The sequence below is a fragment of the Streptomyces sp. NPDC050610 genome (genome assembly GCF_040654875.1).
Classification (GTDB): Bacteria; Actinomycetota; Actinomycetes; order Streptomycetales; family Streptomycetaceae; genus Streptomyces.
Genome location: NZ_JBFAIV010000004.1, coordinates 134,704 through 155,890 on the forward strand (window position 1 = coordinate 134,704; position 21,187 = coordinate 155,890).

At 69.7% G+C, this 21,187-nt stretch carries 18 protein-coding genes and 2 pseudogenes; 16 read left to right on the top strand and 4 right to left on the bottom strand.

Annotated elements, in window-relative coordinates; genetic code table 11:
- Positions 1-6: 6 nt before the first annotated feature.
- From pafA to AB0I22_RS06740, 10 genes are all read left to right on the top strand, one after another.
- Positions 7-1,368 (top strand): Pup--protein ligase, encoded by a 1,362-nt coding sequence (gene pafA, locus AB0I22_RS06695; RefSeq protein WP_363129559.1) that lies wholly within the window; start codon positions 7-9, stop codon positions 1,366-1,368.
- Positions 1,369-1,517: 149 nt separating this feature from the next.
- Positions 1,518-2,549: an FKBP-type peptidyl-prolyl cis-trans isomerase gene (locus AB0I22_RS06700; protein ID WP_363129560.1), complete on the top strand. Its 1,032-nt coding sequence runs from the start codon at positions 1,518-1,520 to the stop codon at positions 2,547-2,549.
- A gap of 121 nt (positions 2,550-2,670) precedes the next feature.
- Positions 2,671-3,045, top strand: coding sequence for an FKBP-type peptidyl-prolyl cis-trans isomerase (locus AB0I22_RS06705; protein WP_363129561.1), 375 nt, complete (start codon positions 2,671-2,673; stop codon positions 3,043-3,045).
- Between the two features lie 114 nt (positions 3,046-3,159).
- Positions 3,160-4,182 (top strand): WYL domain-containing protein, encoded by a 1,023-nt coding sequence (locus AB0I22_RS06710; RefSeq protein WP_363129562.1) that lies wholly within the window; start codon positions 3,160-3,162, stop codon positions 4,180-4,182.
- 17 nt (positions 4,183-4,199) lie between these two features.
- Positions 4,200-5,147: a WYL domain-containing protein gene (locus AB0I22_RS06715; RefSeq protein WP_363129563.1), complete on the top strand. Its 948-nt coding sequence runs from the start codon at positions 4,200-4,202 to the stop codon at positions 5,145-5,147.
- A gap of 35 nt (positions 5,148-5,182) precedes the next feature.
- Entirely contained in the window at positions 5,183-5,422 is a 240-nt protein-coding gene (locus AB0I22_RS06720; protein ID WP_363129564.1) for a hypothetical protein, read from the top strand.
- Between the two features lie 48 nt (positions 5,423-5,470).
- Entirely contained in the window at positions 5,471-5,677 is a 207-nt protein-coding gene (locus AB0I22_RS06725; protein WP_363129565.1) for a hypothetical protein, read from the top strand.
- Positions 5,678-5,890: 213 nt separating this feature from the next.
- Positions 5,891-6,178, top strand: coding sequence for a Sec-independent protein translocase subunit TatA (gene tatA / locus AB0I22_RS06730; RefSeq protein ID WP_363129566.1), 288 nt, complete (start codon positions 5,891-5,893; stop codon positions 6,176-6,178).
- A 65-nt stretch (positions 6,179-6,243) separates the two neighbouring features.
- Positions 6,244-7,224, top strand: a complete 981-nt coding sequence (gene tatC, locus AB0I22_RS06735; RefSeq protein WP_363129567.1) for a twin-arginine translocase subunit TatC — start codon at positions 6,244-6,246, stop codon at positions 7,222-7,224.
- A gap of 241 nt (positions 7,225-7,465) precedes the next feature.
- Entirely contained in the window at positions 7,466-10,294 is a 2,829-nt protein-coding gene (locus AB0I22_RS06740) for a DEAD/DEAH box helicase (RefSeq protein ID WP_363129568.1), read from the top strand.
- A 156-nt stretch (positions 10,295-10,450) separates the two neighbouring features.
- Here the strand turns inward: AB0I22_RS06740 and AB0I22_RS06745 are convergent, their stop codons facing one another.
- Positions 10,451-11,302 (bottom strand): siderophore-interacting protein, encoded by an 852-nt coding sequence (locus AB0I22_RS06745; RefSeq protein WP_363129569.1) that lies wholly within the window; start codon positions 11,300-11,302, stop codon positions 10,451-10,453.
- Positions 11,303-11,353: 51 nt separating this feature from the next.
- On the bottom strand, positions 11,354-12,259 hold the full coding sequence (locus AB0I22_RS06750) for a 5'-3' exonuclease (protein ID WP_363129781.1): 906 nt from the start codon (positions 12,257-12,259) through the stop codon (positions 11,354-11,356).
- A 230-nt stretch (positions 12,260-12,489) separates the two neighbouring features.
- Here AB0I22_RS06750 and AB0I22_RS06755 point away from each other — a divergent pair, with 230 nt between their 5' ends.
- From AB0I22_RS06755 to AB0I22_RS06780, 6 genes and pseudogenes are all read left to right on the top strand, one after another.
- Positions 12,490-13,620, top strand: coding sequence for a glycine betaine/L-proline ABC transporter ATP-binding protein (locus tag AB0I22_RS06755; RefSeq protein ID WP_363129570.1), 1,131 nt, complete (start codon positions 12,490-12,492; stop codon positions 13,618-13,620).
- The gene (locus AB0I22_RS06760) at positions 13,613-16,240 is read left to right on the top strand and encodes an ABC transporter permease/substrate binding protein (RefSeq protein ID WP_363129571.1); all 2,628 of its coding nucleotides are present in this window, start codon (positions 13,613-13,615) and stop codon (positions 16,238-16,240) included. The genes AB0I22_RS06755 and AB0I22_RS06760 overlap by 8 nt, the downstream gene beginning before the upstream one ends.
- An 859-nt stretch (positions 16,241-17,099) precedes the next feature.
- Positions 17,100-17,216, top strand: a pseudogene (locus tag AB0I22_RS06765) (IclR family transcriptional regulator); the annotation flags it as partial.
- Positions 17,217-17,407: 191 nt separating this feature from the next.
- Positions 17,408-17,794 (top strand): IclR family transcriptional regulator C-terminal domain-containing protein, encoded by a 387-nt coding sequence (locus tag AB0I22_RS06770; RefSeq protein WP_363129572.1) that lies wholly within the window; start codon positions 17,408-17,410, stop codon positions 17,792-17,794.
- Positions 17,795-17,886: 92 nt separating this feature from the next.
- A pseudogene (locus AB0I22_RS06775) lies at positions 17,887-18,540 on the top strand (helical backbone metal receptor); the annotation flags it as partial.
- 595 nt (positions 18,541-19,135) lie between these two features.
- Positions 19,136-19,804 (top strand): pentapeptide repeat-containing protein, encoded by a 669-nt coding sequence (locus AB0I22_RS06780; RefSeq protein ID WP_363129573.1) that lies wholly within the window; start codon positions 19,136-19,138, stop codon positions 19,802-19,804.
- 10 nt (positions 19,805-19,814) lie between these two features.
- On the opposite strand, the gene AB0I22_RS06785 is transcribed toward AB0I22_RS06780, so the two are convergent.
- Together AB0I22_RS06785 and AB0I22_RS06790 are read right to left on the bottom strand one after the other, a co-directional pair.
- Positions 19,815-20,687 (bottom strand): HEXXH motif-containing putative peptide modification protein, encoded by an 873-nt coding sequence (locus AB0I22_RS06785; protein ID WP_363129782.1) that lies wholly within the window; start codon positions 20,685-20,687, stop codon positions 19,815-19,817.
- A gap of 94 nt (positions 20,688-20,781) precedes the next feature.
- Complete coding sequence (locus tag AB0I22_RS06790; RefSeq protein ID WP_363129574.1) at positions 20,782-20,949, bottom strand: hypothetical protein; 168 nt, start codon at positions 20,947-20,949, stop codon at positions 20,782-20,784.
- Positions 20,950-21,187 lie beyond the last annotated feature (238 nt).

Here is a 21,187-nt window from a genome sequence, read left to right on the forward strand (position 1 = left end):
TCAGTCATGGACCGCCGCATTTTCGGGCTGGAGAACGAGTACGGCGTCACGTGCACGTTCAGGGGACAGCGCCGACTGTCACCTGACGAAGTGGCGCGCTACCTCTTCCGCCGAGTTGTTTCCTGGGGCCGCAGCAGCAATGTCTTCCTGCGGAACGGCGCCCGTCTCTACCTCGATGTGGGCTCGCACCCGGAATACGCGACTCCCGAGTGCGACAACGTGACCGAGCTCGTCACCCATGACAAGGCGGGCGAGCGCATTCTCGAAGGGCTGCTCGTCGACGCCGAACGCCGCCTGCACGAGGAGGGGATCGCGGGCGACGTCTACCTCTTCAAGAACAACACCGACTCGGCGGGCAACTCCTACGGCTGCCATGAGAACTATCTGGTCGCCCGGCACGGGGAGTTCTCCCGGCTCGCGGACATCCTCATCCCGTTCCTCGTCACCCGGCAGCTGCTGTGCGGCGCGGGCAAGGTGCTCCAGACGCCGCGTGGCGCGGTCTACTGCGTCAGCCAGCGCGCCGAGCACATCTGGGAGGGCGTCAGTTCCGCGACGACCCGTTCGCGTCCGATCATCAACACCCGTGACGAGCCGCACGCCGACGCCGAGCGGTACCGCCGGCTGCATGTGATCGTCGGCGACTCCAACATGTCCGAGACGACCATGCTCCTCAAGGTCGGCGCCACCGATCTCGTGCTGCGCATGATCGAGGCGGGCACGGTGATGCGGGATCTCACCTTGGAGAACCCGATCCGGGCCATCCGCGAGGTCAGCCACGACATCACGGGGCAGCGCAAGGTCCGGCTCGCCAGCGGGCGCGAGGCGTCCGCGCTGGACGTGCAGCGCGAGTATTACGAGAAGGCCGTCGACTTCTGCGAGCGCCGCGGGATCCGTACGGGCACGGTCGAGCGTGTCCTGGAGCTGTGGGGCCGTACGCTCGACGCCATCCAGGAGGAGGATCTGGACCGGATCTCCACCGAGATCGACTGGGTCATGAAGTACCAGCTGATCGAGCGCTACCGCGCCAAGAACAACATCACCATGTCGCATCCGCGGGTGGCCCAGATAGATCTCGCGTACCACGACATCCACCGCCGCCGCGGTCTGTACTACCTGTTGGAGAGGCGCGGTCAGGCGGCGCGGGTGTGCGACGACTTGAAGATCTTCGAGGGCAAGTCGGTGCCTCCGCAGACGACTCGCGCGCGGCTGCGCGGCGATTTCATCCGCCGTGCGCAGGAGCAGCGCCGCGACTTCACGGTCGACTGGGTGCATCTCAAGCTCAACGACCAGGCGCAGCGCACGGTGCTGTGCAAGGACCCCTTCCGGTCGGTGGACGACCGGGTGGAGAAGCTCATCGCCGGGATGTGATCCCGTAGCTGTGTACGGGTTGTGCGGCGGCTGTGCGCCGGTGTCGCGGACACCGGCGCGCAGCCGTGTCCGGCAGGGTTGATAGGGGGGACGCAGGCCGTAGAGTGGCGGGCATTGTCCCGCCACCCCCTCTAGCCCGAGTTGGACTGATGAACCACACGAAGAAAACGCGCCGCTTCGCCGTGGCGCTGGCCGTCCCCGCACTGCTGCTGACCGCCGCGGCGTGCGGCTCGGACGACGGCGGTTCGGCGGACGGCAAGGCCGTGGCCAAGGTGTCGGGGAAGTTCGGGGACAAGCCCGAGATCTCCGCGCCGAAGGACGCCAAGCCGGCTGACAAGCTCGTTGTGAAGACCGTCAGCAAGGGCGACGGCGCGAAGGTCGAGAAGGACGGCTTCGTGCGGTTCGACTTCGCCGGTCAGACGATGAAGGACAACAAGAACCTGGGCAGCAGCTGGGATACCCAGGCTCAGCAGCCGCAGCAGGACAGCAAGGCGCCGCGCCGGCAGATCGTTCTGCCGATGAACGAGCAGGGTGCGCAGCAGGCCGCGCAGATGCAGCAGCCGGCGCCGCTGCCGCCGAAGGTCTTCAACGCGCTGGTCGGCCAGCAGGCCGGCAGCCGCGTCGAGGTCGAGGGCACGGCGAAGGCGCTCCTCGGCGACGGGCTCAACAAGGAGGTCCTCAAGCCCGAGGACGGTCTGGTGTGGGTCCTCGACATCGCGGGCGCGCAGAAGGTGGACCTCAAGAGTCGGGCAAAGGGCGATCAGGCCAAGCCGGACGACGGGATGCCCGAGGTGAAGGCCGATGGGCAGGACGCCGCGACCTTCACCGTGCCCAAGGGGGAGAAGGCGCCTTCGGAGCTCAAGCAGCAGATGCTGATCAAGGGCAAGGGCGAGGAGGTCAAGGCCGGTGACGGGCTCATCGGCCAGTACACCGGTGTCACGTGGGACGGCGGCAAGAAGTTCGACTCGTCCTGGGACCACGGCGGTGCGACGGCCTTCCAGATCGGTACGGGCTCGGTCGTGCCGGGCTGGGACAAGGGCCTGGTCGGCAAGCATGTGGGCGACCGGGTCGAGCTGGTCGTGCCTGCGAAGCTCGCCTACGGTGACAACCCGCCGAAGGACAGTGGCATCCCCAAGGATGCGGCGCTGGTCTTCGTCGTGGACATCGTCGGCAAGGCGTGAGCCGGGCGTCGGCGCGGTCCGCGTCGGCGCGTTTCCGCGGTGGGGTCTGATCAGCGCTTTCGCGCCATGATCTGCCAGAATTGCCCGGCTGACAGAACGTGTCTTCCGTAGGAGAAATTTCGTGAACATCGACAAGCCCGAGATCGACTTCCCGGACGGGCCGGCCCCCACCGAGCTGGAGGTCGTGGACCTGTGGGAGGGCGACGGCGCCGTCGCCAAGGCCGGGGACAACGTCTCCGTGCACTACGTCGGCGTTTCGTTCTCCTCCGGCGAGGAGTTCGACGCGAGCTGGAACCGCGGTACTCCGCTCCAGTTCCAGCTCGGCGCCGGCCAGGTCATCCCCGGCTGGGACCAGGGTGTGCAGGGCATGAAGGTCGGCGGGCGCCGTCGGCTGACGATCCCCGCGCACCTCGCGTACGGCGACCGCGGCGCCGGCGGTGGCCGGATCGCGCCGGGCGAGACGCTGATCTTCGTCTGCGACCTGGTCTCCGTCTGAGCCTCGTCACCGCGGACCGAGGGCCCATGCCGATCGGCATGGGCCCTCGGCTTTTGCGGCACGTGCCGCGAGCGGTACGGTCAGCGGTCGGGAGCACAACGAGAGAGGGCGTCGATGGCGATTGCCAAGGCCGAGCGGCTGATGAACCTGGCGCTGTGCCTGCTGGGGACCCGCCGCCCGCTCAGCAAGCGGGAGCTGCGGAGTTCCATCGAGGCCTACCTGGAGGCGTTCGGTCCGGGGAACGGCGGGGGAGCGGGGACGGGCGCCGCCCTACGGTCCGGCGCCGTCACGTCCGGCGGCGACGAGTCCTTCAACCGGATGTTCGAGCGGGACAAGGAAGACCTGCGCGAACTCGGCCTGATCATCGAGACCGTCGACATGCTCGACGGCGACACCGGCTATCTCGCCCGCCGCGACAGCAACCGTCTCCCCGCCATCACCCTCGACGCCGCGGAGGCCGCGGCCCTCGGTCTCGCCGCGAAGGTCTGGCAGCAGGCCCGGCTCGCGGGAGCGGCCAGCGGCGCGCTCCAGAAGCTGCGCGCCGCCGGGATGCCGCTCGCCGACGCGGACCCGTACGAGAGCCCGGGCGCCCTCGAACCGCGGATCGCCGCCCATGAGGCCGCGTTCGAGCCCCTGATGCTGGCGGCCCGCGACCGCCGCCCCGTCGTCTTCGACTACCGCAAATCGAACGCGGCCCGTCCCGAGCAGCGGCATGTGGAGCCGTGGACGCTGGAGTTCTGCCGCGGCCACTGGTATCTGGCCGGCTGGGACCGCGACCGCGGCGCGGAGCGGGTCTTCCGGCTCTCGCGCATCACCGGTAAGGTCCGCTCCCGTGCCGCCGCCTTCACCGCCCCCGTGCCCGATCACGTGACCGTCCGCGAGACGGTGGAGAGCTGGGCCGGCGAGAACGCCACGGCGACCGCCCGCATCAAGCTGCGCGCGGGCCACGGATACCCGCTGCGTGCCAAGGCCCTCACCACCCACGCCCTGACAGACGGCTGGGACGAGCTGGAGGTTCCGTACGGACATGGACTGGATGCCTGGCTCGTCGAGTTCGGCCCCGATGTGATCGTGCTGGAACCCGCCGAGCTGCGGGCCGACGTCATCGAGCGGCTGCGCGCCGTAGCCAAGGGCTGAGAGGTACACACAGCGACATGGCCAACGCCATCGACCAGACCCGCCGGATGCTCTCGCTGGTGACCTATCTGCGCGAGCGCCCCGGCGCGCGCGTCACGGACGTCGCCCGTGCCTTCGGCATCTCCGAGGACGAGCTGATCTCCGACCTCGACGTGCTCCCCATGTGCGGCACCAGCTTCCGCGGCGGCGACCTGCTGGACATCGACACCGACGGCGACCGCATCTGGTGGCACAACCCCGACGATGTGGCCGAGCCGCTGCGCCTCGCGGCCGACGAGGCGACCGCGCTGCTGGTCGCCGCGCGCGCCGTCGCCACCCTGCCCGGTCTGCGCGAGGGCGATCGGCAGGCGCTGCTGCGCGCCACGGCCAAGCTGGAGGCGGCGGCCGGTGAGGCGGCCGGGGCCAGCTCCCGGCTCTCGGTCACCTTCGAGTCCGAGGGCGGCGTCTTCGCGGACGTCGACCGGGCCATAGCCGAGCGCCGCCGGCTGTGGCTGCGTTACTACTCGCCCGCCCGCGACGAGCTCACCGAGCGCGAGGTCGACCCGATCCGGCTCTTCGCCGTCGGCCATACGTACGTGGAGGCGTGGTGCCGGCTCTCCGAGGCGCGGCGCACCTTCCGGCTCGACCGGGTCGCCGAGATCAAGCTGCTCGACGCGCCCAGCGATCCGCCCCCCGTCGAGCTGCGCGACCTCTCCGAAGGGCTGGTGCAGCCCGCCGCGGAGGACCCCGAGGTGGTCGCGGAGGTCGGGCCGGGCGGCCGCTGGGTCGCCGAGTACTACCCGCACGACAGCGCGGAGGAGCTGCCCGACGGCGGTCTGCGGATCACCTTGCGCACCCCCGAGCCCGCCTCGCTGCGCCGGCTGGCGCTGCGGCTCGGCGGCGACGGGCGGATCGTCTCCCCGCAGGGGCTGGCCGACAGCGCGCGGGCCGCGGCCCGTGAGGCCCTCGCCGCGTACGGCGAGTGACACGAGTGGCGAGAGACGGCGGAGAAGGGTTCGTGATGACGGCGATGACGACGGCGGCGGTGCTCTTCAGGGCCGCCTGCCCCGACTGCCGGGGCTGTTTCGAGCTGGGCGCCGGGGCGCTGCGCCTGGCGATCGGCGCCAGCCGCCGCACCACCTTCTACTCCTTCACCTGCCCCGACTGCGGCTCCGCGGTCCGCAAGCCGGCCGGCGAGCGGATCATCGAGCTGCTCACCGGCGGCGGCGTCAGCACCCTGCGGCTGCACTCCACGGTGTGAGGGCCCGTGTGACCGCCCGTTCCGCCCGCGCCCGATAGGCTCCTCCCCATGCTCTGGCCCATGATCGCCATCGTTCTCGGCTTCTGCGGGATCGCCGTGCTCGGCGTCCTCGCGATGCGCGTCTTCACCGAGGTGCGGCGGCTGGCCCGGCAGGTCGACACGGCCTCGCGGCGCATCTCCCGAGCCGCCGAGGACCTCGAACGCGCGGCCGCCCCGCTCGCCTCGCAGGCATCGCAGACCCTCCGTTCAAAATGAGCGTCGCGCTCTGCTGCGCGGCTGGTGCGGACGGTACGCTGGGATGCCGGTGGCGCTGATTCCGCGGTGGGGAGCGGAATCGGGAGTACGCACGGGGATTGCCCCGCGTTCACCCCCGCGCGTTACGATCGCTGCCAGCACGGCGGAGCCGGACGCCTGTCCGACTGGCCCCACAGACCCATTCCATGCCGCCTCGGTGAGAAGGTAACGCTTATGTTTGGCAGGATCGGTGCACCCGAGATCATCCTCATTCTTGTCGTCGTGATCCTGCTGTTCGGCGCGAAGAAGCTGCCGGACATGGCGCGCTCGCTCGGCAAGTCCGCGCGGATTCTCAAGAGCGAGGCCAAGGCCATGAAGTCGGAGGGCCAGGACAAGTCGGCCGCTCCGGCCGACCCGCCGAACGACGTGGCCCAGCCTCCCCGTACGATCAAGGCCGCTCCCGGCGACGTGACCGGCGCCCGTCCGGTGGCCGAGCCGACCGACAGCACGACGCAGCGCTGACCGAGGGCCGACTTCGAGGCGGCCGTCCAGGGACTGCCGCCGGACGCACGAGATAGGGACGTGGGTTGCTCAAGCCTGCCCGCAAGAAGGAGAAGGACCCCGAGGGGCGGATGCCGCTCGCGGAGCACTTGCGCGAGCTGCGGAACCGTCTCGGCAAGGCCGTGCTCGCGATCGTGGTCATCGCGGTGGTCGCTGCCTTCTACTACAAGGACATCGTCGAGCTCTTCAAGCAGCCGATCGAGGACGCGATCGGCTGCAAGGTCTCGTTCGCGGAGCTCGCCACCAAGGACAAGCGACAGACCTGCGGAAACATCACGATGTCCGGCCTCATGGGCCCGTTCTCTCTGATGATCAAGGTGTCGCTGATGTCCGGCCTCGTGGTGGCGAGCCCGGTCTGGCTGTACCAGCTCTGGGCCTTCCTCGCACCGGGACTGCACCGCACCGAGAAGAAGTACGCCCTGAGCTTCGTCGCCGCGGGCGCCCCGCTCTTCGCGGCCGGCGGCTTCTTCGCGTACAAGATCATGCCCGCCGCGTCCACGGTCCTCATCGAGTTCACGCCGTCGGGCGTGGACAACCTGCTGCCCCTCGACGAGCTGATCGACTTCATCACCCGCCTGGTGGTCGTCTTCGGCCTCTCCTTCGAGCTGCCGCTGCTGCTGGTGATGCTCAACTTCGGCGGCATTCTCACCGGCCGCCGGATGCTCGGCTGGTGGCGCGGCATGATCATGGGCGTCACGGTCTTCGCGGCCGTCGCCACACCGAGCGTGGACCCCTTCTCGATGCTGATGCTGGCGGTCCCGATCGTCATGCTCTACTTCATCGCCGTGTTCATCGCGCTCTTCAACGACAAGCGGAAGCGGGCCGCCAACCCCGACGCCGACCTCGACCCCGACGAGGCGTCCGACCTCGACCTCACGCCGCTGGACGTCGGCGAGATCGAGCCGGTGCGGGCCAGCAAGGCGCTGCCCGGCCAGTCCTCGGGCGGCGCCGACGGCGGCGCGGGCTCCGAGCCGACGCGGCGGAACGGATACGACGACGCCACCTGATCCGGCGGGGCCCGAGGCCCCTGTCTCGGTCGGCGGCACTACGGGCCGCGGGTGCGGCGCCCACGCGGCGCGGCCCGCGGCCCGTCGCGTTGTCACGGGCCCGCGGCGCTGATACGGCCCGCGTCGCGCCGATACGGCCCGCGGACCGCCGCGTCGGCGAGGTCCGCGGGCCCGCTGGGCGAACGGGGGCCTGATAAAGATCGCGTGACTGTCAGAGGCGGCCGGTAGGCTCGTACTCAAGATGACCGACGACATGTCCCCAGCTGAGCGCTACGCCGCTGCCCGGCTGCGCGCCGCCGACCTGGCCACCGCACTCGCGCCCTTCCGCGAGATGTACGAATTCGAGCTGGACCCCTTCCAGATCGAAGCCTGTGAGGCCCTTGAGGCCGGTAACGGCGTGCTGGTCGCCGCCCCCACCGGCTCGGGCAAGACCATCGTGGGCGAGTTCGCCGTCCACCTGGCCCTCACGCAGGGCCGGAAATGCTTCTACACCACGCCCATCAAGGCGCTCTCCAACCAGAAGTACAGCGACCTCGTCAAACGCTACGGCGCGGACAAGGTCGGCCTGCTGACCGGCGACAACAGCGTCAACTCCGAGGCGCCGGTGGTGGTCATGACCACCGAGGTGCTCCGCAACATGCTCTACGCGGGCTCCCAGTCGCTGATCGGGCTCGGCTATGTGGTCATGGACGAGGTGCACTACCTCTCCGACCGCTTCCGCGGCGCCGTCTGGGAGGAGGTCATCATCCACCTCCCGGAGTCGGTGACCCTGGTCTCCCTGTCGGCGACCGTCTCCAACGCGGAGGAGTTCGGCGACTGGCTGGACACCGTGCGCGGCGACACCGAGGTCATCGTCTCCGAGCACCGGCCCGTGCCGCTGTGGCAGCACGTGCTGGCCGGCCGCCGGATGTACGACCTCTTCGAGGAGCGCGACACCTCGGGGGGCGGCCGCAGCGGCGGCAGACGCGAGGTCAACCCCGACCTCGTACGGCTGGCCAGGATGGAGAACAGCCGCCCGTTCGGCGGCCGCGACCGCCGTCGCGGCAAGAACCTGCGCGAGGCGGACCGGGAGCGCGAGCGCCGCCAGCGCAGCCGGATCTGGACGCCCAGCAGGGCCGAGGTCATCGAGCGCCTCGACGCGGACGGGCTGCTGCCCGCCATCACCTTCATCTTCAGCCGCGCGGGCTGCGAGGCCGCCGTCCAGCAGTGCCTGTACGCGGGGCTCCGGCTCAACGACGACGCGGCGCGGGCCAGGGTCCGCTCGATCGTGGAGGAGCGCACCGCCGCCATCCCGGACGAGGACCTGCACGTCCTGGGCTACTTCGAGTGGCTGGAGGCCCTGGAGCGGGGCATCGCGGCGCACCACGCGGGCATGCTGCCGACGTTCAAGGAGGTCGTCGAGGAGCTGTTCGTCAAGGGCCTGGTCAAGGCCGTCTTCGCCACCGAGACGCTCGCGCTCGGCATCAACATGCCCGCCCGTTCGGTGGTGCTGGAGAAGCTCGTCAAGTGGAACGGCGAGCAGCACGCCGACATCACCCCCGGCGAGTACACCCAGCTGACGGGCCGCGCCGGGCGGCGCGGCATCGACGTCGAGGGGCACGCGGTCGTGCTGTGGCAGCGGGCCATGGACCCGGGCGGCCTCGCGGGGCTGGCCGGCACGCGCACGTACCCGTTGCGCTCCTCCTTCAAGCCCTCGTACAACATGGCCGTCAACCTGGTCTCGCAGTTCGGGCGGCACCGCTCGCGGGAGCTGCTGGAGACGTCGTTCGCGCAGTTCCAGGCCGACAAGTCGGTCGTCGGGATCTCCCGCCAGGTGCAGAAGAACGAGGAAGGCATGGAGGGCTACCGGGCCTCCATGACCTGTCACCTGGGCGACTTCGACGCGTACATGCGGCTGCGCCGCGAGCTCAAGGACCGCGAGACCGAGCTGGCCAAGCAGGGCGCTACCCAGCGCCGGGTCGCCGCGGCGGCGGCGCTGGAGAAGCTCAAGCCGGGCGATGTGATCCATGTGCCGACCGGCAAGTACGCGGGCCTCGCGCTGGTCCTGGACCCGGGCCTGGCCGCCGGCCGTACGGACCGGCACCGCGGCTTCGAGCACCACGACGGGCCGCGGCCGCTCGTCCTCACCGCGGAGCGGCAGGTCAAGCGGCTGGCCGCGATCGACTTCCCGGTGCCGGTCGAGGCGCTGGAGCGGATGCGGATCCCCAAGTCCTTCAACCCGCGCAGCCCCCAGTCCCGCCGTGACCTCGCCTCCGCGCTGCGCACCAAGGCCGGGCACATCGAGCCGGGGCGGCACCGCAAGAAGCGGGCGGACGCCGCCGACGACACCGAGATCCTGCGGCTGCGCGCCGCGATCCGCGCCCACCCGTGCCACGGCTGCGACGAGCGCGAGGACCACGCGCGCTGGGCCGAGCGCTACGACCGGCTCAAGCGCGACACCCGGCAGCTGGAGCGGCGCATCGAGGGCCGTACGAACACCATCGCGCGCACCTTCGACCGGATCTGCGCGCTCCTGACCGACCTCGGCTATCTGCGCGGCGACGAGGTCACCGACGACGGCCGCCGGCTCTCCCGTCTCTACGGCGAGCTGGACCTGCTGGCCTCGGAGTGCCTGCGCGACGGCGTGTGGGAGGGGCTGCGCCCCGCCGAGCTCGCCGCCTGCGCCTCGGCGCTCGTGTACGAGGCGCGCGCCGCCGATGACGCGATGCCGCCGAAGCTCCCCACCGGCGACGCGCAGCGCGCCCTGGGAGAGATGGTCCGCATCTGGGGGCGGCTCGACTCCCTGGAGGAGGAGCACAAGATCAACCAGGCCGAGGGGGTGGGGCAGCGCGAGCCCGACCTGGGCTTCGCCTGGGCCGCCTACCGCTGGGCCTCCGGGCACGGCCTCGACGAGGTCCTGCGCGAGATCGAGATGCCGGCCGGCGACTTCGTTCGCTGGTGCAAACAGCTCATCGACGTCCTCGGCCAGATCGCGGCCGCCGCGCCTCCCGGCACCACGGTCGCGCGGAACGCACGCCGCGCCGTCGACGGGCTGCTGCGGGGCGTGGTGGCGTACTCCTCGGTGGGCTGACCACGGCGACCGCGGGCGCCGGCGGCTGCGGTCCGCCGCGCCCCGCTGCGATCACGGTCATGGCGGCGCGGGTCGTAGCGGCCGCGCGTCCCGTGAAACGCACGACGGCGGCAGGCCCCGGTCAGGGCCTGCCGCCGTCGGTGTACCGCTCGCTGTTCAGGACGCGGGCGCGGTCTCCTGCTCCGCCTCCACCTGCTGGTTCCACTCGCGCTTGGACGCCTGCCAGCCGTCCTCGTCGTGGCCCCGCCGCCAGTAGCCGGAGATCGACAGCCGCTCGCGCGGCACCTCGCGCTCGACGCGCAGATAGCGCCGCAGCTCCTTCACGAAACCCGCCTCGCCGTGCACGAACGCCTGGACGTTCCCGGCCGGGAACTCCAGCCCGCGCACGGCGTCGACGAGCTGCTCGCCGACGGTGTCCGTGCCCCGGTGCAGCCAGACGACCTCGGCGTTGGCGGGCAGCTTCAGGTCCTGCTGCTCCGCGGCGTCCGCGACCTCGATGAAGGCCCGTACGGGCACGCCCGAGGGCATCCGCTCCAGGGCCGCCGCGATGGCGGGCAGCGCGCTCTCGTCACCCGCGAGCAGGTGCCAGTCGGCGTCCTCGCCGGGGGCGTAGGCGCCGCCCGGGCCCATGAAGTAGATCCCGTCGCCGGGGCGGGCGCGTACGGCCCAGGGGCCCGCGATGCCCTCGTCGCCGTGGACGACGAAGTCGACCGACAGTTCGCGGGCCGTCGGGTCCCAGCTGCGCACGGTGTACGTCCGTACGGCCGGCCACTGGTCGCGCGGCAGGTCGGCGCGGATCTGGGCCATGTCGAAGGGCTCGGGGTACTCGACGCCGTCGAGCGGGAACACGATCTTGATGTAGTGGTCGGTGTACTCGCCGGCGTTGAACTCCGCCAGGCCCTCGCCGCCGAGCACCACCCGCACCATGTGGGGGGTGAGGCGTTCGGTTCGGATGACCTGTGCGTGGTTCTGCTGCGGCTTTTTGCGGACCGGGCGTTCTGCTGCCACGTCGACTCCCTGACACGCCAATGGTTAGTTAGTTGTACCTAACTTAACAGTTCAGCCGTGCAGAGTGGAGAGCAAGCGCTGTGCGGACCCGCCCAGCCCCCAGCGGGCCGTCAGCTCCGCCAGCGCCTCGGGGTCGCGCGGCTCGCGCGGCAGCGTGGCGTCGAACTCCGGCAGCGGCACGTCCGAGGCGACCCGCACCACCTTGGGCGCGACCGCGATGTACGGCCGGGCCTCGTCGAGCCGCTTGCGCTGCGAGGGGGTGAGCTTGGCGGCCGGATCGTCGACCGCGGCCATGATCCCGGCGAGGTCGCCATGGGCCGCGAGCAGCTTGGCGGCGGTCTTCTCGCCGATGCCGGGCACCCCCGGCAGCCCGTCGCTGGGGTCGCCGCGCAGCAGCGCGAGATCGACGTAGCCGGGGCCGTTGACCCCGTACTTCTCCCGCAGCAGCGCCTCGTCCACGAGTTGCAGCGTGCCCACGCCCTTCACCGGGTAGAGGACCCGGATGCCGCGCCGGTCGTCCACCAGCTGGTAGAGGTCCCGGTCGCCCGTGACGATCGCGACCGGCCCCGTCGCCCGCGCGGTCAGCGTGCCGATCACGTCGTCGGCCTCGTACCCCTCGGCGCCGACGCGGGCGATGCCGACCGCGTCCAGTACGTCCTCGATCACCGGCACCTGCGGGGCCAGCGTGTCGGGGGTCTCCTCGGCGTCGGGGCCGCTCGCGACCTCCTCGGCGACCCGGTGCGCCTTGTAGGAGGGGATGAGGTCGACCCGCCACTGCGGCCGCCAGTCGAAGTCCATGCAGGCGACCAGGGCGTCCGGCCGGTGGTCCTGCACGAGGCGGGCGATGAAGTCGAGGAGGCCGCGCACCGCGTTGACCGGGGTGCCGTCCGGGGCCTTGACCGATTCCGGCACGCCGAAGTAGGCGCGGTAGTAGAGGGAGGCGGTGTCGAGGAGCATCAGGCGTCGCGTCACCCGTCGATGATGCCGCATCCGGAGATTGTGAAGGAGATGTGAACTGGGTCACGGACCGGTTTGCTTCACCTAAGTGGGGGCAGGCGCGCAATCGGAGCGGACCCGGTAGCAGTTTCAACTACTACTGCTGCTCGGAGGCGCGGCCGAATCCGCACCGCTCCACGACCCGCCCACGGGGGAGGCGGGTCGTTTTGAGTTCAACTCGAGAGGTGTATGTGTCCAGGCTGCAAGCCGAGCACTTGTACAAAGTGTTCGGCAGACGACCCGAAGCCGCCGTGAAACGGCTCGAAGGCGGCACCAGCCGCGAAGAGCTGCGTTCCGACGGCACCACCGCGGCCGTGATCGATGCCTCGTTCTCTGTCGAGGCCGGCCACATCTTCGTTGTCATGGGTCTGTCCGGGTCCGGTAAGTCCACGCTGCTGCGCATGCTGAACGGGCTTTCGGAGCCGACCAGCGGACGCGTCCTTTTCGACGGCCAGGACCTGACCGAACTGACCCCGCGCGAGCTGCGCAAGGTGCGCTCGCAGAAGATCAGCATGGTCTTCCAGCACTTCGCGCTCTTCCCGCACCGCAGTGTGATGGAGAACGCGGCCTACGGTCTTGAGGTGCAGGGCGTCCCGCGCGAGGAGCGGGACCGCCGTGCCGTCGAGGCCCTGGAGCTGGCGGGCCTCAAGGGCTGGGAGAAGTCCTGGCCCGACGAGCTGTCCGGCGGCATGCAGCAGCGCGTGGGCCTGGCCCGCGCGCTCGCCACCGACGCCGACCTGCTCCTGATGGACGAGTCGTTCAGCGCGCTCGACCCGCTGATCCGCCGCGACATGCAGGACCAGCTGCTGGAGCTCCAGGCCCGGCTCAAGAAGACGATCATCTTCATCACCCACGACCTCAACGAGGCCATGCGCCTGGGCGACCGAATAGCCGTCATGCGCGACGGCCGGATCGTCCAGAACGGCACCGCCGAGGACATCCTGGTGCGCCCCGCCAACGACTACGTCGCCTCCTTCATCCAGGACGTCGACCGGTCCCGGGTGCTCACCGCCGGTTCAATCATGGCCGAGCCGAGCACCGCCAAGGGCGCCCGCGCCGGAGACGGCAGCACGGTCCGTACGGATCAGGACGTTCTCGACGCCGCGCCCGCCACGGTGACCACCGAGACCCCGATAGCCGAGCTGTTCACGCCCTGCTCCAGCAGCGGCGACGCGGTCGCCGTCACGGGCGCCGACGGCGCGCTCGCGGGCGTCGTGACCCGCGAACGGCTGCTGTCGGTCCTCGGCGAGCAGCCGCACACCGCTCCGGCCCAGGAACCGCCGAGCGGCGAGGCCAAGGCGAAGGTGATCGCCGGTGCCTAGATTCAACTTCGGAGACTGGGTCGAGGACGCGGTCAAGTGGCTCCAGACCCACATGGAGTGGCTGTTCGACTTCGTCAGCAAGGTGCTGACGGGGATGTACGACGGCGTCGACAAGGTGCTGGGCGCGCCTGAGCCGCTGCTGATGGCGGGGATCTTCGCGGTCATCGCGTTCTGGCTGCGCGGCCTGTTGCCCGCGGTCCTCGCGTTCGTGGGCTTCGCGCTGATCGACTCGCTCCAGTTGTGGGACGACGCGATGGCGACGCTCTCGCTGGTGCTCGTCGCGTCCGTCATCACGATCGTGATCGCGGTGCCGCTGGGCATCTGGTCGGCCCGCAACCGCACCGTCAGCGGTGTGCTGCGGCCCGTACTGGACCTCATGCAGACGATGCCCGCCTTCGTCTACCTGATCCCCGGCGTGATGTTCTTCTCGATCGGCCCCATGCCGGGTCTGATCGCGACGATCATCTTCTCGATGCCGCCCGGCGTCCGGATGACCGAACTCGGCATCCGGCAGGTCGACGGCGAGCTGGTGGAGGCCGCCGAGGCGTTCGGCACGACCCCCCGCGACACGCTCATCCGGGTCCAGCTGCCGCTGGCCCTGCCCACCATCATGGCCGGCATCAACCAGGTCATCATGCTGGCGCTGTCCATGGTCGTCATCGCGGGCATGGCCGGCGCGGGCGGCCTCGGCGAGCAGGTCTACGCCGCGGTCACCCAGGTCAACATCGGCGGCGGTGTGGAGAGCGGCCTGGCCGTCGTCATCCTCGCCATGTACCTGGACCGGATGACCGGCGCGCTCAACCAGCGGGTCTCCCCGCTCGGCCGGCGCGCCCTGGCCAAGGCCGCGGCCGCCATGCGCGGCGCGAAGTTCCTGCACTACCGGCCCGGCACGGCGGTCGCCACCGTCGGCGTCGTGGTCCTCGCGCTCATAGCGGGCGGCATGAACCTCGCCCAGAACGACGACAAGTCGAGCGCCTCCGCGGCCTCCGACGTGGGCCACGGCAAGCAGATCAACATGGGCTACATCCCGTGGGACGAGGGCATCGCCTCCACGTTCCTGTGGAAGGAGCTGCTGGAGCAGCGCGGCTACAAGCCGAACGTGAAGCAGCTCGACCCCGGCCCGCTGTACTCCGGCATCGCCAAGGGCGACATCGACTTCCAGACCGACGCCTGGCTGCCGACGACGCACAAGGCGTACTGGGCCAAGTACGGCTCCCAGATGACGGACCTCGGCGCCTGGTACGGGCCGACGTCGCTGGAGCTGACCGTCCCGGCGTACATGAAGGACATCAACACGCTTGATGACCTCAAGGGCAAGGCCGGCGAGTTCGGCGGCAAGATCACCGGCATCGAGTCCAGCGCGGGTGAGATGGGCCTGCTCAAGGACAAGATCTTCCCGGCGTACGGGCTCGACGGCGAGTACAAGATCGTCTCCTCGTCGACCGCGACGATGCTCGCCGACCTGGACCGCTCGATCTCGGCGAAGAAGCCGATCGTCGTCCCGCTGTGGTCGCCGCACTGGGCGTACAGCAAGTACGACCTGAAGAAGCTCAAGGACCCGAAGGGCGCCTGGGGCAAGGGCGACGAGCTGCACACCGTCGCCGCGAAGGGCTTCGAGTCCAAGGACCCGACGGTCGCGGGCTGGCTGAAGAACTTCAAGATGGACGAGAAGCAGCTGTCCAGCCTGGAGAACACCATCCAGTCGGCGGGCAAGGGCAAGGAGCAGGACGGCGTCCGTACCTGGCTCAAGAAGAACCCGAAGGTCGCGGACACCCTCGCGCCGCTGCCCAAGGGCAAGGGCCAGACGGCCAAGGGCAAGGAAGCCGGCAAGGCCGTCAACATGGGCTACTTCCCGTGGGACGAGGCCATCGCCTCCACGTACCTCTGGGAGAACATCCTGGAGGACCGCGGCTACAAGCCGAAGGTCAAGCAGCTCGACCCCGGCCCGCTCTACACGTCCCTGGCGCAGGGGCAGATGGACGTCCAGTTCGACTCCTGGCTGCCGACCACGCACAAGCAGTACATGGACAAGTACGGAGACAGACTCTCGGACATCGGCGCCTGGTACGGGCCGACGTCGCTGGAGCTGACCGTGCCGTCCTACATGAAGGACGTCAACACGCTCGACGACCTCAAGGACAAGGCGAGCGAGTTCGGCGGCAAGATCACCGGCATCGAGTCCAGCGCCGGTGAGATGGGCATCCTCAAGGACAAGGTCATGCCGGCCTACGGGCTCGACAGCGACTACAAGCTCGTCTCGTCCTCGACGGCCACGATGCTCGCCGACCTGGACCGCTCGATCGCGCAGAAGAAGCCGATCGTCGTCCCGCTGTGGTCCCCGCACTGGGCGTACAACAAGTACGACCTGAAGAAGCTCAAGGACCCGAAGGGCGCCTGGGGCAAGGGCGAGAAGATCCACGTCGTCGGCAAGAAGGCCTTCGGCAAGGACTTCCCGGAGCTCAACGGCTGGCTGAAGAACTTCCACATGGAGGACAAGGACCTCGCGTCCCTGGAGGACCAGATCCAAAAGGGCGGCAAGGGCAACGAGAAGGCGTCCGCCCGCAAGTGGATGGACGACCACCCCGGTACCGTCGACAAGCTGGCGCCCGTCGGCTCGTAACGGTATTGCCGCTCGCTCTTCCGCGAAGCGGCGCGCGCAAGAGCCCCGCCCCGGTCTCGTACCGGGGCGGGGCTCTTCGTCTCTTCGCCGCGGCGTTTTCGGGCCGGTGCGGGATTTCCTCTCGAATGCCTCTCCATTCCCTCGCGCGACGCGCCGGCCTGGCGGTGGGGGCCTTCCTGGGGCGCGCCGGTCCGGTGGAGGGGGAGCTTTCTCGGGATGGGTCGGCTCGGCGAGAGGGGCGTCCTTCGCGCTATGCGCGGGTCCGGCGGGCGGGCGTGCTGCCTGCGCCGATCAGGGTGGGTCGCGTCGCGGCGCTGTGCGGCGGATCGAGTCCGGTAAACGTTCAACTATGAATGCGCGAAGGTGGCTTGACAGGCGGCGGCGGAATGATTCCCCTCCGTCGGTAAAGGGTCCGCTCAGCGGAATCGGCCTTGTGCGCGGCGAGCGCCTCGCGGAATATCGACCCAGTTGGAGAAGGTTACGAAGCGGTGAAGGAAGCGCGGAACGACCACCGCGGTCACCGATTTCGCGACCGAAATCCAGGAGCTCCGGGCCGTTTCACTGCTGGCGGACCCGACCGGTTCGTACGAGCGTGACCGCACGCCGACGGGCGGGGCCGGCGCCGCGCCCGCCGAGGGCCGCGTCCGCCGGACGGACATCGGGAACCGATGGACCGACTTCCTGAACGGGAGGGTCCGGCGTGCGGGCCATTGGCCGGTTTCCGGCTGGCGGCGGCCGCCGGAGGCCAATTGAGTGGTAGTGACGGGCGCCACCGCCGCGAGCCGGCGGGCGCGCACGGGGGGAGAGAACCTTGTCGTTCAGCAACACCGGCCGCCTCCCCGAACTGGAGCGGCCGGCCGTGAGGACAACCGTCGGGGGACGCGGAGTTCTGGAAGGCGCGTTCTCCCTGCTGGAAGCGGTCGAACGGGCGGGGGAGGCCGGACTGACCCGGCTGGCGGCCGACAGCGGCCTGCCGAAGGCCACCGCCCACCGGCTGCTGTCGCAGCTCGTCGAGCTCGGGGCCGTCGAACGGGTCCGCGACCGCTACCGCATGGGCTCGCGCATGTTCCGCCTGGGCAGACGCTGGCAGCCGCACCCCGCCCTGCTCGGCGCGGCCCGCCCGTACGGCACTTCGCCGACACCACGGGCGCGACGGTGGGCCTGTGCGTGCTGCGCGAGGGCCGCACCATGGTCGTCGCCGGGGTCGGGGGCCAGGCCGACGAGGTGGCGCCGCAGCGGACCGGCGCGATGTACCCGTGGGCGACGGCCGCGGGCAAGGTGCTCGTGGCCGGCGCCCGGCCCGACCTGCCGCTGGGAGCGCTGCCGAGTTCCTGGGCCCGTACCGCCGCCGCCATCAGGGACAAGGGCATCGCCTTCGACCACGAGGAGATCATGCCGGGCGTGTTCTGCACGGCGGTCCCGCTGTTCGGCGCGGACGAGACCGTCGTGGCGTCCGTCTGCGCCGTGACCGGTTCGGCGGGCCGGCTGGCGCGCCTCGCGGAGCCCCTGGCCCAGGCCGGCCAGAGCATCAGCACGGTGTTGCGCACTCGTTGACCGTACGGCGGGAGCCTTGTAGGGCGGGGCTCGTACGGCGGGGGAAGTCTTACCGCGGGGACCCGTACGGCTCGGGGCCGTACCGTGGGGCGATGGCCAGTCGCACTGCCGTACGGCGCGTGGTGTCCCTCGTCCCCTCGCTCACCGAAGCCGTGGCCGTCACCGCGCCGGGCCTCCTCGTCGGGGCCACCGACTGGTGCGGCCACCCCGCCGATCTCGACGTGACGCGGATCGGCGGCACCAAGAACCCCGACACCGACCGGATCGCCCGGCTCGCCCCCGATCTCGTCATCGCCAACGAGGAGGAGAATCGGGAGCCGGACCTGGCCGCGCTGCGCGCCGCGGGGCTGCGCGTCATGGTCACCGAAGTACGCACGCTGGAGCAGGCGTTCAGCGAGCTGGAGCGGGTCTTGGCAGACGGCTGCGGGCTGACCCGGCCGCGGTGGCTGGACCGCGCCGAGGCCGCCTGGCGGGACTTGGGCCTCGGCGAGGCCGCCTGTCCGGACTCGGACCGCCCCGGGGCCACCGGGCGGGAGCCGGTGCGTACGCCCGTCCGGCTGCGGGCGGCGGTGCCCGTCTGGCGGCGGCCCTGGATGGTGCTCGGCCGCGACACCTTCGCGGGCGACCTGCTGGCCTGGCTCGGCGTCGACAACGCCTACGCGACCTACGCCGAGCGCTACCCGCGCGTACCGATCGAGGAACTCCGCGCCGCCGCCCTCGACCTAGTGGTGCTCCCGGACGACCCGTAGCTAAGCCATGACAGGCCGTCAGGTCACTACTTGGGGGTGAGCATGTCGGACGATGAATTAGAGGCCGTGCAGGTAGTCCGGCTCACGGTGGGCGAGGATGAGTACCGGGGAGAGGTAACCGATCCGAAGGTGATCGGCCAGATCCGCAAGGAGCACAAGGCGGCGAAGACTGCCCATGACAAGCTCCTGGAGGCGCTGGAAGAACATGGGATTCAGGTCGTCCCCGACTACTTTCCGCCCGCGGCCACCGCGAAGCCGAAGCGTATCGCCGCGAAGCCAAGGCGCTCCGCCGTGTCCGGGGCGTCAGCCGCCGAGGTTCGAGCCTGGGCCCTCAAGCACTCCATCAATGTGGGCCCGCAAGGGCGGATCAAGGGGTGGATCACGGAGGCGTTCGAGAAGAATCTGTCCGTCGAAGCCCTGAAGAAGTGGGTCGAGCAGCACAAGGGCGATTTACCCACCAAAAACGAAGGCCCCCTCTCCAGAGAGAGGGGGGTTTTCTGCGTTGCCAGCAGCCCGCGCCGAAAAGGGTGTTCGATCCCTGCGGGAGCCTCATTCGCCCCTGTGCAGAGGCAGCAGCGGGATAGGATCGAGCATGGCTTCAATCGCCCGCCACGGTGGAAGAATCAAGTCCCCGGAGGCACCTCGCGTCTCCCCGTCTCTGCGGACGGCGGCGGGAGACGAGGTGGAGGACGATGCGATCCTCAAGGGCCTCTCCTTCGATGGGCAGGCCCTCGTGGGGCTGGATGTCGAGGCGGCAGAGGCTGAGGGATGCCGATTCGCGAACGTGCGCTTCACCGGCTCCTCCCTGCGCCAAAGCCAGTTCAGCGACTGCCGGTTCGAGACCTGTGACTTCTCTCAGGTCACTGCCGGCGACGTGTCCCTGATCCGCTGCACCGTTAGCGGCAGCAGGCTTACCGGTTCATCGTGGAAGTCGGGGATGTTCCGAGATGTGACCTTCTCTGGCTGTGTAGCCAGTCCCGGAATGTTCCGGCACATGAAGATCTACTCGACGGTCTTCGAGGACTGTCGGCTCATGGGCACCGACTTCCAGTTCACCGAGATGCACAACGTTCGGTTTGTGGGGTGCGATCTTACCGGCGCCCAGTTCGGAAACGTGAAGGTCGGCTCCATGCGGGTGGAGAACTGCACACTCCTCGACGTTGGAGGAGGCGCGTATCTCAAGGGGACAACAGTGGCAGGCCCAGGGGCGATGGAGCTGGCCCTGAGCCTGGCACGTGAAGCGGGCATTGCTTTCGAGTAGTCCGGCTTCGTCAGGCCGCGACCTCCGGTTGATAGCCCGCGAACTCACGGCTGGTGATGGCGCGGGCTACCTGAGAGAAGTCGATGGGGTCGGCTTCGGCCCACCGACTCATCTCGTCCAGGAGGAGCCGGCCGTACGAGGTGAAGAGGCCGCGCGACGTCTGCATGTCCTTGCAGGCGTCGCGGAGAGAGGTCGTGTACTGGGTAACCAGCTCGCCACCGCCCTCGCGGTACTCCATGTACATGAGCGGGACCGCGACGGCCGCGGCATGGAAGGCGGCGTGAAGCGGCCTCTTCTGCCCAATCTTCACCGCCGACAGCGCGCAGTGCTCGTCCTTCTCCAGCTCCGCCGGAGGCAGGGTGAACATGCCATACACCGTGTCCATGATGAAGAGGGAGCTGTGCAGGGCCTCGTGGACGATGCACATTGCGTAGTCCAGAACCCCCCATCCGGCGCCCGGACTCATCAGGACGATGCCCGGCATCGTGTTGGCGCTGCCGCCGCCGTCTGCCCCGGAGTTGACCGCGATGATGTCGGTGACCACCAGGTCCACCATCTGACGTAGGCCAGGGTGAATTTTCCTGATCAGGTCCAAGGCATCGATGATCTGTCGGTCCCACTCCTCGCGGGTCGGGCCGTCCGATGCGGTGGCCGGACCCACGATGTGAGCGAAGATGCCGTTCGTCTTGCAGTGCGCGACCCAAGGGCTGTCTTCGTAGCCGACCTTGATGCCGCCCAGCTCGGCCGGTAGTTCCGGTGGCCTGAGTGTGTTGATCGCCCTCACGTATGCGGGTCGTACCCGGAACGAGCTTGAGGGGTAGGCGCCGTTGACGGCATAGGCGAGACGCGCGGTTGTCTCGTAGAGATGCCCTACGGAAAGCATGTGCACGACAGTTCCCTCTCTTTGATGGAAGCGGAACGCTCGGAGCGGCCCACGACCGCTCCGAGCGTTTTGGACTCGCGGGGAGGGGCGACTACTAGTCGGTCCAGCCGCCCATCATTACGACCTCCGCACCGTCCGCGGAGGCGGCCCGGACGCGGGCCGCGATGCCGGCCGAGATCTCGACCGGGTCACGCTTCACGTTGTCCAGCACCTCACCGAGGATGTGATCGGTGACCGCCGGAGCTTTCTGCGAATCGGCCATTAATGCTCCTTCGGTGTCACGTTCGTTTCACGTGCATACCCGTCCTGGCTGTGCTCCTTTCTCTGTGTTGCATGTCGCCCCACACGCGCTGGGGCGCGGGGGTATATCGGGCGCCTTCCACCCACCGTCATCACACTTGTGGTGGAAGGTGCCCGCCCACCCCGCCACCAGGTCCTCTTGGGTCCACCGATGGCGAGGGGGAGATTAGAGTCGGCCCGAGGCTGCGAGCGTGATGACG

What these genes read in the sequence shown, in the direction of transcription:
- pafA (WP_363129559.1), top strand. Translation starts at nt 7, where the DNA reads ATGGACCGCCGCATTTTCGGGCTGGAGAACGAGTACGGCGTCACGTGC.
- AB0I22_RS06700 (WP_363129560.1), top strand. Translation starts at nt 1,518, where the DNA reads ATGAACCACACGAAGAAAACGCGCCGCTTCGCCGTGGCGCTGGCCGTC.
- AB0I22_RS06710 (WP_363129562.1), top strand. Translation starts at nt 3,160, where the DNA reads ATGGCGATTGCCAAGGCCGAGCGGCTGATGAACCTGGCGCTGTGCCTG.
- AB0I22_RS06715 (WP_363129563.1), top strand. Translation starts at nt 4,200, where the DNA reads ATGGCCAACGCCATCGACCAGACCCGCCGGATGCTCTCGCTGGTGACC.
- AB0I22_RS06720 (WP_363129564.1), top strand. Translation starts at nt 5,183, where the DNA reads ATGACGGCGATGACGACGGCGGCGGTGCTCTTCAGGGCCGCCTGCCCC.
- AB0I22_RS06725 (WP_363129565.1), top strand. Translation starts at nt 5,471, where the DNA reads ATGCTCTGGCCCATGATCGCCATCGTTCTCGGCTTCTGCGGGATCGCC.
- tatA (WP_363129566.1), top strand. Translation starts at nt 5,891, where the DNA reads ATGTTTGGCAGGATCGGTGCACCCGAGATCATCCTCATTCTTGTCGTC.
- AB0I22_RS06740 (WP_363129568.1), top strand. Translation starts at nt 7,466, where the DNA reads ATGACCGACGACATGTCCCCAGCTGAGCGCTACGCCGCTGCCCGGCTG.
- AB0I22_RS06750 (WP_363129781.1), bottom strand. Translation starts at nt 12,259, where the DNA reads ATGCTCCTCGACACCGCCTCCCTCTACTACCGCGCCTACTTCGGCGTG.
- AB0I22_RS06780 (WP_363129573.1), top strand. Translation starts at nt 19,136, where the DNA reads ATGGCTTCAATCGCCCGCCACGGTGGAAGAATCAAGTCCCCGGAGGCA.
- AB0I22_RS06785 (WP_363129782.1), bottom strand. Translation starts at nt 20,687, where the DNA reads ATGCTTTCCGTAGGGCATCTCTACGAGACAACCGCGCGTCTCGCCTAT.
- AB0I22_RS06790 (WP_363129574.1), bottom strand. Translation starts at nt 20,949, where the DNA reads ATGGCCGATTCGCAGAAAGCTCCGGCGGTCACCGATCACATCCTCGGT.